At 72.2% G+C, this 17436-nt stretch carries 15 protein-coding genes and 2 pseudogenes; 7 read left to right on the top strand and 10 right to left on the bottom strand.

Annotated features, from left to right (window positions below):
* Together AB0M46_RS15100 and AB0M46_RS15095 are read left to right on the top strand one after the other, a co-directional pair.
* A partial coding sequence (locus tag AB0M46_RS15100) for an ABC transporter ATP-binding protein (protein WP_363336184.1) occupies nucleotides 1–1742 on the top strand: 1742 nt, incomplete at its 5' end.
* Between the two features lie 23 nt (nucleotides 1743–1765).
* Nucleotides 1766–2176, top strand: coding sequence for a S26 family signal peptidase (locus tag AB0M46_RS15095; protein WP_363336192.1), 411 nt, complete (start codon nucleotides 1766–1768; stop codon nucleotides 2174–2176).
* A 47-nt stretch (nucleotides 2177–2223) separates the two neighbouring features.
* Here the strand turns inward: AB0M46_RS15095 and AB0M46_RS15090 are convergent, their stop codons facing one another.
* Nucleotides 2224–2436, bottom strand: coding sequence for a hypothetical protein (locus tag AB0M46_RS15090; protein WP_363336182.1), 213 nt, complete (start codon nucleotides 2434–2436; stop codon nucleotides 2224–2226).
* A gap of 166 nt (nucleotides 2437–2602) precedes the next feature.
* Here AB0M46_RS15090 and AB0M46_RS15085 point away from each other — a divergent pair, with 166 nt between their 5' ends.
* Nucleotides 2603–5392 carry a BTAD domain-containing putative transcriptional regulator gene (locus tag AB0M46_RS15085; protein WP_363336180.1) on the top strand — a complete coding sequence of 930 codons (2790 nt, stop codon included), beginning with the start codon at nucleotides 2603–2605 and terminating at the stop codon, nucleotides 5390–5392.
* A 32-nt stretch (nucleotides 5393–5424) separates the two neighbouring features.
* Here AB0M46_RS15085 and AB0M46_RS15080 read toward each other — a convergent pair whose 3' ends face one another.
* Complete coding sequence (locus AB0M46_RS15080; RefSeq protein ID WP_363336178.1) at nucleotides 5425–6153, bottom strand: uracil-DNA glycosylase; 729 nt, start codon at nucleotides 6151–6153, stop codon at nucleotides 5425–5427.
* Nucleotides 6154–6303: 150 nt separating this feature from the next.
* On the opposite strand from AB0M46_RS15080, the gene murJ reads away from it, so the two are divergent.
* The gene (gene murJ, locus AB0M46_RS15075; protein WP_363336176.1) at nucleotides 6304–8064 is read left to right on the top strand and encodes a murein biosynthesis integral membrane protein MurJ; all 1761 of its coding nucleotides are present in this window, start codon (nucleotides 6304–6306) and stop codon (nucleotides 8062–8064) included.
* Between the two features lie 184 nt (nucleotides 8065–8248).
* Here murJ and AB0M46_RS15070 read toward each other — a convergent pair whose 3' ends face one another.
* The 4 genes and pseudogenes from AB0M46_RS15070 to AB0M46_RS15055 form a co-directional block, all read right to left on the bottom strand.
* Nucleotides 8249–8500, bottom strand: a complete 252-nt coding sequence (locus AB0M46_RS15070; RefSeq protein WP_363336174.1) for a hypothetical protein — start codon at nucleotides 8498–8500, stop codon at nucleotides 8249–8251.
* A 99-nt stretch (nucleotides 8501–8599) separates the two neighbouring features.
* Nucleotides 8600–8717, bottom strand: a pseudogene (locus tag AB0M46_RS15065) (MBL fold metallo-hydrolase); the annotation flags it as partial.
* A 90-nt stretch (nucleotides 8718–8807) separates the two neighbouring features.
* Nucleotides 8808–9149, bottom strand: a complete 342-nt coding sequence (locus tag AB0M46_RS15060) for a type II toxin-antitoxin system PemK/MazF family toxin (protein WP_363336172.1) — start codon at nucleotides 9147–9149, stop codon at nucleotides 8808–8810.
* Nucleotides 9146–9421: a hypothetical protein gene (locus AB0M46_RS15055; RefSeq protein WP_363336170.1), complete on the bottom strand. Its 276-nt coding sequence runs from the start codon at nucleotides 9419–9421 to the stop codon at nucleotides 9146–9148. The genes AB0M46_RS15060 and AB0M46_RS15055 overlap by 4 nt, the downstream gene beginning before the upstream one ends.
* Before the next feature lie 281 nt (nucleotides 9422–9702).
* Between AB0M46_RS15055 and AB0M46_RS15050 the strand changes: the two genes are divergently transcribed.
* On the top strand, nucleotides 9703–9825 hold the full coding sequence (locus tag AB0M46_RS15050; protein WP_363336168.1) for a hypothetical protein: 123 nt from the start codon (nucleotides 9703–9705) through the stop codon (nucleotides 9823–9825).
* Between the two features lie 231 nt (nucleotides 9826–10056).
* Here AB0M46_RS15050 and AB0M46_RS15045 read toward each other — a convergent pair whose 3' ends face one another.
* The 4 genes from AB0M46_RS15045 to AB0M46_RS15030 form a co-directional block, all read right to left on the bottom strand.
* Entirely contained in the window at nucleotides 10057–11193 is a 1137-nt protein-coding gene (locus AB0M46_RS15045; protein ID WP_363336166.1) for a DUF4236 domain-containing protein, read from the bottom strand.
* Between the two features lie 303 nt (nucleotides 11194–11496).
* The gene (locus AB0M46_RS15040) at nucleotides 11497–12096 is read right to left on the bottom strand and encodes an MBL fold metallo-hydrolase (protein ID WP_363336164.1); all 600 of its coding nucleotides are present in this window, start codon (nucleotides 12094–12096) and stop codon (nucleotides 11497–11499) included.
* A complete protein-coding gene (locus AB0M46_RS15035; protein ID WP_363336162.1) occupies nucleotides 12093–12770 on the bottom strand; it encodes a maleylpyruvate isomerase family mycothiol-dependent enzyme in 678 nt (225 codons plus the stop codon). Before AB0M46_RS15035 ends, AB0M46_RS15040 begins: the two co-directional genes overlap by 4 nt.
* A gap of 9 nt (nucleotides 12771–12779) precedes the next feature.
* Complete coding sequence (locus AB0M46_RS15030) at nucleotides 12780–13214, bottom strand: hypothetical protein (protein ID WP_363336160.1); 435 nt, start codon at nucleotides 13212–13214, stop codon at nucleotides 12780–12782.
* A gap of 88 nt (nucleotides 13215–13302) precedes the next feature.
* Between AB0M46_RS15030 and rsgA the strand changes: the two genes are divergently transcribed.
* Together rsgA and uvrA are read left to right on the top strand one after the other, a co-directional pair.
* Complete coding sequence (rsgA, locus tag AB0M46_RS15025) at nucleotides 13303–14337, top strand: ribosome small subunit-dependent GTPase A (protein WP_363336158.1); 1035 nt, start codon at nucleotides 13303–13305, stop codon at nucleotides 14335–14337.
* Nucleotides 14338–14461: 124 nt separating this feature from the next.
* Nucleotides 14462–17413: pseudogene (gene uvrA / locus AB0M46_RS15020) on the top strand (excinuclease ABC subunit UvrA); the annotation flags it as partial.
* Between the last annotated feature and the right edge of the window lie 23 nt (nucleotides 17414–17436).

The raw sequence follows: 17436 nt of genomic DNA, 5'->3' as shown, positions 1-17436 counted from the left end.
CGGCGGTGGCGGGCCTGGCGCTCGCCGGCGGGCTGGCCCCGGTCGCCGCCGCCCGCCTGCTCAAGTCGGTCCTGGATACCCTGGTCGGCGCGGGCCACCGGCCGGCGACGCTGGTCCTGCTCGCCCTGGGGCTGGCCGGTGCGGGCGCGGTCACCGCGTTCCTGCCCCCGTTGAACAGCTACGTCATCGCCGAGCTGCAGCGGCGCACCGCCCGCCGGGCCGCCGACGAGCTCTTCGCCGCGGTCAACGGGCTGGCCGGGCTGGCCCACTTCGAGGACCCGGCCTTCCTCAACCGGCTGCAGATCGCCCACAACGCGGCCCGGGTCGCCCCCGGCAGCGTGGTCACCACCGGCCTGGACACGCTGCGCGGGCTGGTCGCCGCGGCCGGGTTCCTGGCCACCACCGCCGCGCTCGACTGGCGCCTGGCCGCGCTGGTGGCGCTCGCCGCGCTGCCGGCCCTCGGCGCGGAGCTCGGGCTGTCCCGGCGCCGGGCGGGGATGATCTGGGACCTCGGCCCGCACGAGCGGCGGGAGTACTTCTACGGCGGCCTCCTCGCCGACGTCCGCGCGGCCAAGGAGGTCCGCCTCTTCGGCGCCGGCGACGAGCTGCGCCGCCGCATGCTCGGCTCGCGGGCCCGCACCGACGCCGCCAACCGCGGCCTGGACCGGCGCATCCTGGCCACCCACGGCGGGCTGACGCTGCTGGGCACCGTGGTCAACGCGGTGGGCGTGGTGATCGCGATCGGCCTGGCCGGGGCCGGGTCAATCTCCGTCGGCGACGTCTCGCTGGCCCTCGCCGCCCTGGCCGGGGTGCAGGGCGCGCTCGCCGGGGTGGCGATGGCCGCCGCCCAGGTCCACCACCAGCTGCTCATGTGGGGGCACTACCGCGCCGTGCTAGCCACCCCGCCCGACCTGGCCGCCGCGCCGTCCCCGGCCGGTGAGCTGCCGGCGCTGCGGCACGGCATCGAGCTGCGCGACGTGTGGTTCCGCTACGCCGAGGACCAGCCGTGGATCCTCGCCGGCGTCGACCTGTTCATCCCGGCCGGGCACACGATCGCGCTGGTCGGGCCGAACGGCGCCGGCAAGAGCACGCTGGTGAAGCTGCTGTGCCGCTTCTACGACCCGACCCGCGGCGCGATCAGCTGGGACGGCGTCGACCTGCGCGACGTGCCGGTAGAGGCGTTGCGGGCCCGGCTGGCCGCCACCTTCCAGGACTTCATGTGCTACGACTTCACCGCGGCCGACAACATTGGCATCGCCGACCCGGGCCGGCTGGCCGACCGCCCGGGGATCACCGCCGCGGCCGGGCGCGCCGGGGCGCACAACAAGCTGGCCGCCCTGCCGCGCGGCTACGACACGATGCTCTCGCGCGTGTTCACCCAGGACGACGGCGACGCCGAGGACGGCGTCAACCTCTCCGGCGGGCAGTGGCAGCGGGTCGCGCTGGCCCGGGCGTTCCTGCGCGAGGGGCGTGACCTGCTCATCCTCGACGAGCCCTCGTCCGGGCTGGACCCCGACGCGGAGCACGAGATCCACCAGCGGCTGCGGGAGTACCGCGCCGGCCGCACCAGCATCCTCATCTCGCACCGGCTCGGCGCGGTCCGCGACGCCGACCGGATCGTCCTGCTCGCCGGGGGCCGGGTCTGCGAGGACGGCCCGCACGAGGCGCTGCTGGCCCTCGACGGGGAGTACGCCCGCCTGTTCCACCTGCAGGCCCGCGCCTACGGAGCCGCCACGTGCTGATCGCCCTCGCCGCCGCCGCGACCCTGGCCGCCGGGGCGGTCCTGACGCTCGTGGTGCTGCGCCGCCGGTACCTCGTCGTCGACGTCACAGGGCCGAGCATGACGCCGACATTCCTCGACGGCGACCGGGTGCTGGTGCGCCGGATGCCGGGCGAGCGGGTCCGCCCCGGCCAGGTCGTCGTCCTCGAAGGGCCGGAGCTACCGGCCGAGCTGCGGGCCCTCGTGCCGCGCGCCGAGCCGCTCGGCCTGCTGCTCAAGCGGGTCGCCGCGGTGCCTGGCGACGCGGTCCCGGCCTACGTCGCCGGCGCCCCCGCGCTCGTGCCGGACGGCAAGCTGGTCGTCCTCAGCGACAACCCGGCCGCGGGCGTGGACTCGCGCTTCGTGGGCCTGTTCTCCACCGCGGGCGTGGCCGGGGTCGTGCTGCGGCGCATGTGAAAAACGGGCCGTGGGAAGGCATCCCACGGCCCGTCCGCGCGCTCAGGTCACGGGCAGTAGTTCACCTCGACGCACCCGAGCTCGACCCAGCCCTGGCCGGTCAGGCACTTCTTGAACTTGTAGGCGCCCGTCTGGCCGATCGGCGCCGGGCACGACTGGAAGCTCTCGCAGCCGCCGATGCAGTACTTCGCGGCCGCGACCTTCCGCGGCGCGACGGCGTTCAGCACCGCGTCGCTGAACCTGGCAATGGCTGCACGCATGGTGTTCCACCTTCCATGTTCGGGTCCGGCGGCCATCGATGACCGCCGACAGTCAAACTAATCGTCGTCGATACGTCCGCTCGTCAACGCGGATACACCCGGCCGGCGACTGTCGTAGGATGCGTCGATACGTGGGCTCGGCAACGTCGATACATCGTGACGGGGGGTGGCGGTGGAGGTCCGGCTGCTGGGGCCGGTCGAGGCCTGGTCGTCCACCGGCCGCCTGGACGTCGGGGCGCCGCGGCAGCGCACGGTCCTGGCCGCGCTGGCCGTCGACGCCGGGCGCCTCGTGCCGATGGAGACCCTCGTCGACCGGGTCTGGGCCGACGAGCCGCCGGAGCGGGTCAAGCACGCCCTCTACGTCTACGTCGCCCGGCTGCGGGCCGCGCTGCGCGACGGCGACGAGGCCTCGCCGCTGGTGCGCCGCTCCGGCGGCTACGTGCTCGACGTCGACCCGCGCACCGTGGACCTGCACTGCTTCCGCGACCTCGTGGAGCGCTCGCGCAACCCGCACACCGACGACGGGCAGCGGGTCGCCGCCCTGCGCGAGGCCCTGGACCTCTGGCAGGGCGTCCCGCTCGCCGACGTCTCGGGCCGGTGGGCCGAGCGCCAGCGCGACGGCTGGCGTCAGCAGCGCCTCGACGCGGCCGTGGCCTGGGCCCAGGCGGCGCTGCGCCTCGGCCTGGCCGAGCCGCTGATCGGCCCGCTGGCCGAGCTCGCCGCCGAGCACCCGTTCGCCGAGCCGCTGGCCACCGTGCTCATCCGGGCGCTGCACGAGGCCGGGCACCCGGCCGAGGCCCTGGACCGCTACGCGCGCATCCGCCAGCGCCTGCTCGACGAGCTCGGCACCGAGCCCGGCGCCGAGCTGCGCGACCTGCACGTGCGGCTGCTGCAGCAGCCGCCCCCTCCGCCCGTCCCGGTGGCGTCCCCGGGCCGCCCGGCCGCGGCCCAGCTCCCGCTCGACCTCAACAGCTTCGCCGGCCGCGCGGCCGCGATCGACCGGCTCGACGCCCTGCTGGGCCCGGCCGGCGGGCAGCCGCGGGCGGTGGTCATCGCCACCATCGTCGGCACCGCGGGCGTCGGCAAGACCAGCCTCGCCGTGCACTGGGCGCACCGGGTCGCCGACCGGTTCCCCGACGGGCAGCTCTACATCGACCTGCACGGCTTCGACGGCGCCGACGCCGTGATCACCCCGGCCCAGGCGGTGCGCGGCTTCCTCGACGCCCTCGACGTGCCGCCGCGGCGGGTGCCGGCCGACCTGGCCGCGCAGACCGCGCTCTTCCGCAGCCTCATGTCCGGCCGGCGCATGCTCATCGTGCTGGACAACGCCCGCGACGCCGACCACGTCCGCCCCCTGCTGCCGGGCGGCGCCGGCTGCCTGGTGCTGGTGACGAGCCGGACGCACCTCGCGGGGCTGGTGGCGGTCGAGGGAGCTCATCCGGTACCGCTGGATCTCCTGCATCCCGAGGAAGCGACCCAGCTGCTGGCCCGTCGGCTCGGCCGCCCGCGCCTGGACGCCGAGCCGACCGCGGTCGACGAGATCGTCACCGCCTGCGCCGGGCTGCCCCTGGCGCTGGCCATCGTGGCCGCCCGGGCCGCGCTGCGCCCGCACCAGCCGCTCGCCGAGCTCGCCGCCGAGCTGCGCGAGGGTCTCGACCTGTTCGACGTCGGCGACACCCGCGGCGACGTGCGGGCCGTGTTCTCCTCGTCGTACCGCATCCTCAGTCCGGCCGCGGCCCGCCTTTTCCGGCTCATCGGCCTGCACCCGGGCCCGGACCTCGGCGTCGCCGCGGTCGCGAGCCTGCTCGGCGAGTCGCCCCGGCAGGCCCGCACGCTGCTCGTCGAGCTGGTCCGGGCCCACCTGCTGACCGAGCCGGCCCTGGACCGCTTCGCCGGGCACGACCTGCTGCGCCGCTACGCGGCCGAACTCGCCGCCGAGGAGGACCCGGCGGCCGAGCGGACCGCGGCGCTGCGCCGGCTGCTGGAGTACTACCTGCACACGGCCGACGCGGCGACCACCCTGCTGCACCCCTACCAGGTGCGCATGCCCGACCCGGCGCCACCGTCGGCGAGGGTCGCGCCGACCGCGCTGGCCGACCAGGCCGCCGCCGGCGCGTGGATGGCGGCGGAGTACCCGGTGCTCATCGCCGCCGTGCACGCGGCCGCCGCGACCGGGTTCGAGACCATCGCCTGGCAGCTGGCCTGGACCCTGACCAACTTCTTCAACCGGCAGGGCCGCAACCACGACTGGGTCACCACCCAGCGGGTCGCGCTGGCCGCCGCGCACCGGGTCGGCGACCGGGCCGGCGAGGCGCACCTGCACCGCACCCTGGGCCGCGCGCACATCATGCTGCACCACCCCGACGACGCGCACGCCGCGTTCGCCGCCGCCCTGGAGATCTTCGAGGCCATCGGGGACCGCAACGGGCAGGCCGCCACCCATCTCAACCTCGCCGAGACGCACGAGGGCCAGGGCCACAACGAGGCGGCGCTGCGGCACACCGAGCGGGCGCTGGAGCTCAACCGGGCGCTGGGCCGCGAGCCGGGCGTGGCCTACGCGCTCAACGCCGCCGCCTGGTACAGCGTCGAGCTCGGCCGCCCGGCCGACGCCGTCGAGTTCTGCCGCCAGGCCCTGGCCCTGCAGCAGAAGCTCGACGACCGGCACGGCCAGGCGGCGACGCTGGACACCCTGGCCTACGCCCAGCACCGGATGGGCGCCCTCGGCGAGGCGGTCGCCTCCTACCGCCGGTCCGTCGCCCTCACCCACGACCTGGGCGACGGCCCGAACGAGGCGGCCATCGGCGAGCGGCTCGGCGACGCCCTGGCCGACGCCGGCGACGGGCCGGCTGCCCACGCCGCGTGGCGGGCGGCGCTCGCCATCTACGAGGACCTCGCCAGCCCGGCGGCCGGCCAGCTACGGGCGAAGATCGATCGCCATCTGGTCGGCAAGCACTGACGGGACGGGCCGCCTCCCGGCGCCGCGGCCGCTCAGTTCGCCGCGGTCTGGGTCAGCTGCCGCGGCATCGACGGTGACCAGCGCACCGGTGGCGTCCCGGCCGCCACGAGCGCCGCGTTGATCCGGCTGAACGGCCGGCTGCCGAGAAACCCGGCCGGGTTCATCGGGCTGGGGTGCCCGGCCCGCAGGACGACATGCCGGTCGTTCGTCACCAGCGGCGCCTTCGCCTTCGCGGCCGCCCCCCACAGCACGAACACGACCCGGTCCGCCTTCTCGTTCAGCGCCCGGATCGTGGCATCGGTGATGTTCTCCCAGCCGCGCCCCTTGTGCGAGTTCGGCGTGCCGGCGCGGACGGTCAGCACGGCGTTGAGCAGCATCACCCCCTGCCGGCACCACGCGGTCAGGTCGCCGGACGGCGGCGGCTCCACCGCCAGGTCGTCGCGCATCTCCTGGTACACGTTGCGCAGGGACGGCGGGACCGCGACGCCCGGCGGCACGCTGAAGCTCAGCCCGTGGGCCTGCCCCGGCCGGATGTACGGGTCCTGGCCGAGGATGAGGACCCGGGTGGCCGCCAGCGGGCACAGCTTGTACGCGGCATAGATGTCCTGCTTGCGCGGGTACACCGTGGCGGACCGGTACTGCTCGACCACGAACGAGGACAGCGCCGCGACGACGCCGGGGTCGACGTACGGGCTGACCGCCTCGCGCCAATCGTCGGGCAGGAAGTCCAGGAGGTACACGGGCTTCGTCGATCCGGTCATGGCCGGCAATCTATCGTCCGGTCCGGTCGCGCCATTCCTTCAGGGACGGGCGCTCGGTGCCGATGTTGGCGTTTCGGGTGTCACCATGACGTCGCCCCGGGTTGATGACCTATCGTGCTCAGGCGTGGCAGTGTCTCCCACGGGCCTCGGATGAGCTCCGGCCTGTACCGCAGCGCGCACGCCGCATCGGATGGCCCGCCCCCGGTGGTCGAGGACGGCGTGACCCTGATCGCGGTCGACAGTCAGCTCCCGGGCCAGGAGCCGGAGCCGTCCGCGACGACGGTGACCCCGGCCGCCGGCGGCGATGGCGGCACGGCCGGCAACAGCGCGATCATGGCGGTCGGCAGCCTGGTCAGCCGGATCATCGGGTTCGCCCGCAACGCGCTGATCGGCATGACCCTGGGCGCCGGGATCGGCGACGCGTACACCAGCGCCCAGTTCCTCCCGGGGCAGATCTACGAGTTGCTGCTCGGCGGCATCCTCTCCAGCGTGCTCGTTCCGCTGCTGGTCCGGCGGCGCAAGGCGGACCCGGACGGCGGCCTGGAGTACACCAGGAAGCTGCTGACCTTCGCGGTCCTCTCGCTCGGCGTGGCGACGCTGCTGGTCGTGGCGGCGGCGCCGCTGATCACGGCGGCCCAGTCGAGCGGCAGCACCTCGAAGGGGTACCACGATCTCGTCACGCACTTCGCGTACCTGATCCTGCCGACCATCTTCTTCACCGGCCTGTCGGCGCTGATCGGCGCGATCCTCAACGTCGGGGGTCACTTCGCGGCCCCGATGTGGGCGCCGATCCTGAACAACCTCGTGATCATCGCGACCTGCGGTGTCTTCATCGTCGTCTTCGGCACCACCAAGGGCCTGCGGCCCGAGGACATGAGCGGCGGGCGTATCGCGCTGATCGGGCTGGGCACGCTGTTCGGCATGGTGGTGCAGGCGCTCGGCCTGCTGCCCGCGCTGCGCAAGGTCGGCTTCAGCTGGCGGTGGCGCTGGGATCCGCGCTCGCTGGGCATGGGCGAGATCGGCCGGCTGGCCGGCTGGATGCTGTGTTACGTGGGCGCGAACCAGGTAGCCGTATTCGTCGTGGTACGCCTGCTGAGCCGGGCGGCCGGCAACGACAGCGCCAGCGTGCTGGCGTTCAACAACGTCTTCCTGCTGACCATGATGGCGCACGGCATCATCGGCGTCTCCGTGATGACCGCGCTGCTGCCGAAGATGAGCGCGGCCGCCGCCGAGGGCCGGTATGCCGAGGTGAGCGCGGACCTGAGCCGTGGCATCCGGCTCACCTCCGCGGCGCTCGCCCCGATCGCGGTGATCTACGGCGTGCTCGGCACCCCGATCTCGGTCATGCTCTTCCAGGGCGGAGCCTTCGGCAACGACGCCGCCCTGGCCACCGGGACGGTGCTGGTCGTCGCCGCGTTCGCGGTGCTGCCACTGTCGATCAGCTACCTGTGCACGTACACGTTCTACTCGCTGCAGGGCAACAAGACGGCCGCGCTGATCAACCTGCCGGTCGTGGCGGTGCGGATCGGCGCCTACGTCGTGCTGGCCGCGGTGCTCGACAAGTCGCTCTTGGCGGCCGGGATGACGGTCGGCAACGCCCTGTCGTACCTGGTCTCCGCGCTGATCTCGCTGGCCGTGCTGCGCCGCCGGATCGGCCGGCTCGACCTCGGCTCGGTCACCGTCGCCCTGAGCAAGGTGCTCGCCGCCGCGGCGGTCGCGGCCGTGCTCGGCCTGCTGGTGGTGCACCTGATGCCGGGCGCGGGCGCCCCGGCCGGGCGCGGCCAGGCGTTCCTGCAGCTGCTGGCCGGAGGCACCACGGTCGTCGTGACCTACCTGGCGGCCGCCACGCTGCTGCGCGTGCGCGAGGTGGGCCAGGTGGCGGGGATGGTACGTCGCAAGCTCCGCCGGTAGCCGACTGGTGGAGTTCTTGTCGTGACCGGGGTAGAAGGTGACCTCGTCCGGCAGGCGGTCGAAGAGCTCCGTGGTCACGTCGTGGAGCAGGGAGTTGAAGTCGGTCTTGTTGCCGCGGGTGTTGCCGACGCGGCCGGGGACCGGTGAGGGTCCTCGGCAGGCGGCAGCCCTTGCGGCGGGTGCTTCACTCGTGACCGGGGTCGTCCAGGTCTTGGATCTTGTATGCGGTGGCGGCCCGGCGGATCCAGACGCTGAGTTGGTCGAGGTCGGTGCTGTTGGCGATGTTGGCCCGGATCTCGTCGGGGATCTCGACGCCGCGGGCGTCGAGGATGGTGAGCAACGCCCGTGCCTCGCCCCTGGCCTCGCCGCTGGCCTCACCTTCGCTGAAGTATCTGCGGGCGAAGTCGCTCTGATACCGGTGGCTCGTGGTGGTCATCAGTTCCTCCAAGCAGTCCCAGGAGCTTATCGACGGACGCTCACTTCCCGCGAAACATGTGTCACTGAACGTGAGTCAAGTTGGGCGTGCTCGGCGGCGCTACCAGCCGCGGGCGCGCCATTCCTGCAGGGACGGGCGCTCGGCGCCGAGGGTGGAGTTCTTGCCGTGGCCGGGTGACCTCGTCCGGCAGGCGGTCGAAGAGCTTCGTGGTCACGTCGTGGAACAGTGAGTCGAAGTTGGCCTTGCTGCCGTGGGTGTTGCCGATGCCGCCGGGGAGCGGTGGCGGGTCTGAGCGGGCAATAACCGCTCAAAGCTCGAGAAAGTACCGCATCACCTTGCGGATCTCGGCTAGATCGTCGTCGCTGACCTGGCCCAGCCGGCGCTGGAGACGGCTGACGTCGATGGCTCGCATGTCCTCGGGGCGGGCGAAACTCGCTTGGCGAAGGCCCGAGTTGCTGCCGCTGATTCGTGGTTGGGTCACCAGGCCGCGATCGTGGCTGGTGAGCGGAACCACGATCACCATGTTGATCGGCAGCGCGTGCAGCCCGTTCGACGACACCACGACGACCGGCCGACGGCCGCCTTGCTCGCGGCCGACCGTGGGATCGAGTTCGGCAAGCCAGATGTCGCCGGTGCGGACGTTGCTCACTCCCACCAGCCGGCTTCGTCGTCGGCGGTCAGCGTGTCCCGATCTGTGCCCGCTTGCCACGATTGTGACTCAGCCCGGTCCGACGCCCAGGCGTTTGGGTCATCCTGGCGGAGCCGTTCAAGCTGTTCCTGCGCACGCGCGAAGAAAGCCTGCCGTTCGAGGGTTTCCGTCGCCTCGGCGAGCAGGGCACCCATGGTGGTACCACGGTCCCGCGCCAGAACGGCCAGCCGGTCCCGGACTGTCGAGTCAACCTTGATCGTGGTGGTGCTCATACTGTCCAGTCTACCGCGCGGTATACCTGCAGGACGACCGTCGTCGGCTCGCTCGATAGCTCCGCAGCGGCAGGTCGCTCGCGCGGTCGAGATCTGAGCGGTTCCGGATTCGGATTCCAGGATCTCCCGTGCCGGATTGCCCGATGGGGCGGACGCCGTGGGTGAAACCGTCGACCACCCATTGCGGTTCGGGTTCACCGCAGGGTTGTAGCCGGCAACGACCGCGACGGCGGCGCCGCTCGACGTCGAGTGCGGTAGATGCGGAACGAACATGCCTGCAAATGCGGAAGAAGCGTGCTCAGAATGCGGAAGTCGCGCATCGTCGTGGCGTGGATGGGGTGATTGGCCTGGCCGAACGTCGATTGGCCGCAGTGCTCGCCGACCGGCTGGGTGATGGCATGTGACACATGCCGATGCGAGGCGCGGGTGTACGCCCGGATCTCGGAGGACGACTTCGGCACCGATAAGCGCGTGACCAGGCACCTTGAGGACGGACGGCAGCTGTCGGCGGCGAGGCGGTCCGAATCCTGCCCGTGACCCGGGCGAGGACCAGGCTTCGACCCGCGAACGGTAGCGATCGTCTGGCGACAGCGGACGTGAGGCGAGTCGACGTGACCGTGTCGGCATTCGCTGGATTACCGCTCCGACGCGAGGTCCTCCAGGTCAACGACCTTGATGAGGGAGACAATTTCCGGCTCGGTACTCAAGTCGACGGGGCCCAGTTCCTTGCTTCGGCCTTGCTGGTTCACCAGCTTCTCCCGAGCCGCCGCATTGAGGATGTCGACCGCATCCGCGTCGTTCCAGCGAATCCCGCGCAGTGCCTCGCGGGTGATGCCGAACGCACCGATGCATGGCATGGCAGGACGTCCGTAGACATCGCGGCCGTCGTTGCGCAGGACGACGACCCGGGCGGAACCTAGTCCAGGAGCAACTGCGAACGCCTCTCGCAAGGTCACTAGGACCTGCCCGCTAACGAATTGCTTGTAGAAGTCTGCCCTGGCGGCCTGCGCGAGCTTCTTCAGCGACACGTTGCCCGCCGCGGTCCGCGACGGCATCTGCTCCGGAATCACGTGTGAGGCCGGTGGCACGAGGAGGACCAGAGAGACCTCGGCACCATCGACGCCGACTGCCGCGGACGCTGCCTCGTTGTCCTCGAACGCTTGGGCCAGTGACTGCAGAACCGCGCCGGGATCGTTGCGGCAGAGGAGCTCCCAGTAGTGGTCGAGTGCCCGTTGCCACTGCGCCTGTTGGGCCTTCAGCTCCTGCCACCGTCGATGAACCTCGGCATCGGCAGATGCGGCAGCTCGCTGTTTGGCTGCCGCGCGTTCGGCCCGCTTCAAGATCCCGATTCCCGCGAGTGCGTGCTTCTCGAAGTGGGCATAGACCTCGGCCCGGTTCGGGGCTGCCGGTTCGGGCGCCACCGGCCGCTGCGCCGGTGGAAAGTCCACCCGATGAAGGCCGAGAATCCGTAGGAAGGCGTCGGCGAGCCGCTGGGCCGTCGCCTCCTTCTCCGCTTGCGCGAGTTGCCGCTGCTGGGTCGCCAGCTGCCGCTGGTAGGCGGCCTGCGCCGATGTCGCACCGCGACGACCTCCGCCACTTCGACGGCCGCCGCCCACGGTGGTGGAGTAGCCGAATGGGCCGACTCCGGTCGACACACTCGTCCGGCCGGCACCGAAATGTACGCGGGCCGCCCGTGGGCCGATGCTGGTCCGGACGCCCCGGGACGAGGCTCTGATGCGTACCCCGGGCGCAAGCTTGATCGAGAAACCCACGTCTCCAGACGCTACGTTTGCATGTGGCGGACTGGGTCGGCCGCATCGTCACGAAGGTCCGCCAGACGTGTGATACCAGGTAGCCAACGCGCAGCTCACGCCGCCCGAAGAAGCGACGACGCCGATGGTACGAAGCATCGTCTGACGCGAGCCGAAGCGCGCGTCCACTCGCTGAGTGGTTGCTGTCACGCGGTGCGGGGGCGTCAGAGTGCACTTGGTGTATCAGGGAGGCCCTCGTCGGCGAGGGCAGCCAGCATGCCGATCGTGCGGCGGAAGGCAGGTCGGGGGTCCCGAGCGGACGGGCTACCAGCCGCGTTCGCGCCAGTCCTTCAGGGACGGGCGCTCGGTGCCGAGGGTGGAGTTCTTGCCGTGGCCGGGGTAGAAGGTGACCTCGTCCGGCAGGCGGTCGAAGAGTTTCGTGGTCACGTCGTGGAACAGTGAGTCGAAGTGGGCCTTGTTGCCGTGGGTGTTGCCGACGCCGCCGGGGAAGAGGGAGTCGCCGGTGAAGAGGTGGCCGCCCTCCTCGGCGTAGTACAGGGCGATCGAGCCCGGCGTGTGGCCGACCAGGTGGATTACCGCGAGGGCGCAGTCGCCGACCTTCAGGGTGTCGCCCTCGTCCAGGGTGCCGGTGACGACCGGGATCTCCGGGGCGTCGGCCGGGTGGGCCAGAGACGAGGCGCCCGTCGCGGCCACCACCTCCTCCAGCGCCATCCAGTGGTCGGCGTGCCGGTGGGTGGTGACGACCGTCTGGATGCCGCCGGGGGAGACGAGGTCGAGCAGCCGGTGGGCCTCGTTGGCAGCGTCGATGAGGACGCCCGAGCCGGTGGTGCGGCACCGCAAGAGGTACGCGTTGTTGTCCATCGGTCCGACGGAGAGCTTGGTGATCTCGAGTCCGGTGGTCATTTCCAGGTCTCCAGGTCGGGAAGGTCGCCGGTCAGGCCGGTGCCGTCCGCGCGGCCCGTGAGCCAGGCGGCGAGCAGGTGGGGCGGGCCGGTGACGGTCGGGGCGGAGGGGACGTCGAGCAGGACGGTGCCGTCCGGGGCGTGCAGGGTGGCGGCGCGCGGGGTCGCCGGGTCGTGCAGCAGGCGCAGTGAGAAGGCCTCGGGCCAGTCGGACGGGGCGTAGGCGGTGGCCAGGTCGACGTGGTGCAGCTCGACCTCGCAGATGCGGGACCACACCAGGCGGGCGGCCGGGATCTCGGTGCCCGACGGGAGCGCGACCGTGGCCGACCAGGCCTCCGCCGGGGTGGCGTCGATGGCGGCGGCCAGGCGGTCCGTGGCGGCGGCGAGGTCGGCGCGCTGTTCGAGGAGGGGCCGGCCCGAGCCGGCCTCGATGTCGGCGTCGCGGGCCGTGGGGCTGGCGTAGGCGGGGGTGCGCACGCCGGTGCGGGCCCAGGCGAGCAGGTTGACGTACGCGTCGGCGTTGCGGGCCAGGTGGGTCAGCACGTGGCCGCGGGTCCAGCCCGGGCACAGCGACGGGGCGGCCAGCGCCGCGTCGTCGAGGCCGTCGACCGTGTCGAGCAGTCGTGCGGTGGCGCGTCGCAGCTCGGGGTGCAGCACCAGCGGGTCGGCCGTCACCGGACAACCTTAACGCTGGCGGACACCCACCGCGGGTGGCAGGTCGCCGACGGCCCAGTGCAGTTCGTCCTCCCAGTCGGCGACGCTGAGGTCCACGCGTTCGAAGCTCAGTCGCGCGCCGATGGGCTTGCCGAGGTACCCCGCGAAAAGGTCATGGACCACGACGAGGCGCTGGCCGACCGCGAAGGCCGCGGGGTCACGGCCGGCGGCGGCGCGCACCTCGAGGCGGCCGTAGACGCCCATGTCGGCGTCGGTGCCGCGCTCCTCCACGATCACGTCCAGGGTCTCGTCCTCGGCGCCGACGTGGAAGCCGTACGACATGCCGCTGAACGTCAGCCAGAAGCGCATCAGCGAGTCGTCCTGCCCGGGGGAGACGTGCCACTGCACGTCGGCCCGCTCGAGGCGGAGTCCGACGGCGCCGGCCAGCACATGCGAGGGGAGCACGTCCCTGACCATAGCCCCGATATTCGGTTTCGCGGCCAGGACGCGCTGCCTACCGTGGTTTTGTCGAACACGGGTACGGAAGGATCATATGGACATCGACCTGTCCGCCCTCGGGTGGGACGACACCTTCGCCGCGGAGTTCGGGCGCGGGTTCGCCCTGCCGGGGCAGCGGCCGGCGCGGGTGAGCCGCGTCGACCGGGGTGTCTGTACCGCGCTCGCGGCGGACGGGCCGGTCCGGGCGAGCCTGGCCGGCGGGCTGCTGGCCCGGGCCGCGCGCGACCCCGGCGCCCTGCCCTGTGCGGGGGACTGGCTGGTCGTGCGCACCTGGCCGGACGGGCGGCTGACGGCCGAGGCGGTGCTGCCCCGGCGCACGGCGATCGTCCGCGCGGTGGCCGGTGAGGAGTCCTTCGGCCAGGTGCTGGCGGCCAACATCGACGCCGTCGCGGTGGTCGAGCCCGTCGACCCCTCGCCCGACCTCGGGCGCATCGAGCGCCTGCTGGCGCTGGCCTGGGAGTCGGGGGCGAAACCTTATCTCGTACTGACGAAGGCCGATCTGGCCGCCGACCCCGAGGCGCTGGCGGCGCAGATGCCGGGGCGCGCCTCCGGCGTCAGCGTGCACGCCGTCAGCACCCGCACCGGGCTGGGCCTGGACGCCCTGCGCCCGCTGGTCGCGCACGGCCGCACGCTCGGGCTGCTCGGGCAGTCCGGGGCGGGCAAGTCCAGCCTGGTCAACGCGCTCGCGGGGGCCACGGTGATGCGCACCCGGGCGCTGCGGGCCGACGGACGGGGCCGGCATACCACCACGTACCGGGCGCTGGTCCCGATGCCGGGCGGCGGCGCCGTGCTGGACACCCCCGGCGTCCGCCTGGTCGGCATGTTCGACACCGTGGCCGGCCTGGACCGGGCCTTCGAGGATGTGACGCTGCTCGCGCAGGACTGCCGCTTCCAGGACTGCCGGCACGCCGACGAGCCGGACTGCGCGGTCCGGGCCGCGGTCGAGGACGGCGAGCTGAGCCCCCGGCGCTATGCGAGCTGGCAGAAACTGCAGAAAGAGCAGATGCTTGCAGCGGTACGGCGGGTGCGCCGGGAAAGCCGCGAACGCAGACGGCCGGCCCGGCCCTAGCTGGCGGGTATCCCCCGTTCGAGGGAGCCCTCGGGCCGGTGGGGCGCAAAAAATGTCATACCCCGTGGCTAGAGTTGCCCCTGGCATCCGTACTGGTGTTCAGTTCTCATCGCCGAGGGGAAGCATGTCGGACCGGTTGATCATTCGTGGCGCGCGCGAGCACAACCTTCGCGACGTCAGTCTCGACCTGCCGCGCGACGCGATGATCGTGTTCACCGGGCTGTCCGGCTCGGGCAAGTCGAGCCTGGCGTTCGACACGATCTTCGCCGAGGGGCAGCGGCGGTATGTCGAGTCGCTCTCCTCCTATGCGCGCCAGTTCCTCGGCCAGATGGACAAGCCCGACGTCGACTTCATCGAGGGCCTGTCCCCGGCCGTGTCGATCGACCAGAAGTCGACCTCGCGCAACCCGCGCTCGACGGTCGGCACGATCACCGAGGTCTACGACTACCTGCGGCTGCTCTACGCGCGCATCGGCGAGCCGCACTGCCCGGTCTGCGGCGAGGCGATCACCAAGCAGACGCCCCAGCAGATCGTCGACCGGGTGCTGGCCATGGACGAGGGCACCCGCTTCCAGGTGCTCGCGCCGGTGGTGCGGGGGCGCAAGGGGGAATACGTCGACCTGTTCGCCGAGCTGCAGTCCAAGGGCTACGCGCGGGCCCGGGTCGACGGCGTCGTGCACCCGCTGACGGAGCCGCCGAAGCTCAAGAAGCAGGAGAAGCACACCATCGAGGTGGTCGTCGACCGGCTCGCGGTGAAGGCCTCGGCCAAGCAGCGGCTCACCGACTCGGTCGAGACCGCGCTGAAGCTCGCCGCCGGCATCGTGATCCTCGAGTTCGTCGACCTGCCCGAGGACGACGAGCACCGCGAGCGGCTCTTCTCCGAGCACCTCGCCTGCCCCAACGAGCACCCGCTGTCGATCGAGGACCTCGAGCCCCGCTCGTTCTCGTTCAACGCACCCTATGGCGCCTGCCCGGACTGCACCGGCATCGGCACCAAGAAGGAGGTCGACCCCGAGCTCATCGTCCCCGACCCGGAGCGCACGCTGCGCGAGGGGGCGGTCGCGCCCTGGGCGACCGGGCACACGCTGGAATACTTCCTGCGCCTGCTCGACGCGCTCGGCGACGAGGAGGGGTTCGACCTCGACACCCCCTGGCGGGCGATCTCCTCCCGCGGGCAGAAGGCGATCCTGCACGGGTCCGAAGACCAGGTGCACGTGCGGTATCGCAACAAGTACGGCCGCGAGCGCTCCTACTACACCGGCTTCGAGGGCGTGGTGCAGTGGATCGAGCGGCGCCACGGCGACACCGAGAGCGACTGGTCGCGGGACAAGTACGAGGGGTACATGCGCGACGTGCCCTGCGGCACCTGCGGCGGCACCCGGCTCAAGCCCGAGATCCTGGCGGTCACCATCGCCGGCAAGAGCATCGCCGACGTCTGCAACCTGTCGGTGGGGGAGTGCGCCGAGCTGCTCGGCGCGATGACGCTCACCGACCGGCAGAAGCTCATCGCCGAGCGGGTGCTCAAGGAGATCAACGCCCGGCTGCGCTTCCTGGTCGACGTCGGGCTGGACTACCTGTCCCTGGACCGGGCGGCCGGCACGCTGTCCGGCGGCGAGGCCCAGCGCATCCGGCTGGCCACCCAGATCGGCTCCGGCCTGGTCGGGGTGCTCTACGTGCTCGACGAGCCGAGCATCGGCCTGCACCAGCGCGACAACCACCGGCTCATCGAGACCCTCGTGCGGCTCAAGGGCCTCGGCAACACGCTCATCGTGGTCGAGCACGACGAGGACACCATCCGCACCGCCGACTGGATCGTCGACATCGGCCCCGGCGCCGGTGAGCACGGCGGCCGGGTGGTGCACAGCGGGCCGTACGACGCGCTGATCACGACCGAGGAGTCGGTCACCGGGGCGTATCTGTCCGGTCGCAGGAGCATCCCGACGCCGGAGATCCGCCGGCCCCGCACGCCGGGCCGCGAGCTGGTCGTGGTCGGCGCCCGCGAGCACAACCTGCACAACCTGACCGTGCCGTTCCCGCTCGGGCAGCTGGTGGCGGTCACCGGGGTCTCCGGGTCGGGCAAGTCGACGCTGGTCAACGACATCCTGCACGCCGTGCTGGCCAACACGGTCAACGGCGCGCGGCTCGTGCCCGGCCGGCACACCCGCATCTCCGGGCTGGACCTGGTCGACAAGGTGGTCGGGGTGGACCAGTCGCCGATCGGGCGGACGCCGCGGTCCAACCCGGCGACGTATACCGGCGTCTTCGACAACATCCGCAAGCTGTTCGCCGAGACGACCGAGGCCAAGGTCCGCGGCTATGGGCCGGGCCGGTTCTCGTTCAACGTCAAGGGCGGCCGCTGCGAGGCGTGCGCCGGCGACGGCACGATCAAGATCGAGATGAACTTCCTCCCCGACGTGTACGTCCCGTGCGAGATCTGCAAGGGGGCGCGGTACAACCGGGAGACCCTCGAGGTGCACTACAAGGGGCGCACCATCTCCGAGGTGCTCGACATGCCCATCGACGAGGCGGCGGGCTTCTTCGAGGCCATCCCGGCGATCCACCGGCACCTCAAGACGCTGGTCGACGTCGGCCTCGGGTACGTGCGGCTGGGGCAGCCCGCGCCGACGCTGTCCGGCGGCGAGGCGCAGCGCGTGAAGCTCGCCTCGGAGCTGCAGAAGCGCTCGACCGGGCGGACCGTGTATGTGCTGGACGAGCCGACCACCGGCCTGCACTTCGAGGACATCCGCAAGCTGCTGCTGGTGCTGCAGGGGCTGGTGGACAAGGGCAACACGGTCATCGTCATCGAGCACAACCTCGACGTCATCAAGACCGCCGACTGGCTCATCGACATGGGCCCCGAGGGCGGGCACAAGGGCGGGACCGTGGTCGCGGCCGGCACGCCGGAGGAGGTGGCCGAGCTGCCGGAGAGCTACACCGGGCAGTTCCTGCGCCATGTGCTCGGGCTGTCCGGCGAGGCCAGCGGCGACCCGGCGGCGCGGGACCGGGCGGCGCAGGCCAACGGGGCCAAGCCCGCTCCTGCGGCCAGGAGGACCGCGAAGGCCGCGCCGGCGAAGGCTGCCGCTGTGGCGAAGGCTGCCGC

It is taken from the genome of Dactylosporangium sp. NPDC051485 (genome assembly GCF_040682015.1).
GTDB lineage: Bacteria > Actinomycetota > Actinomycetes > Mycobacteriales > Micromonosporaceae > Dactylosporangium.
The sequence above is the reverse complement of the archived record's forward strand: the minus strand, read 5'-3'. Positions and strand labels throughout refer to the sequence as shown.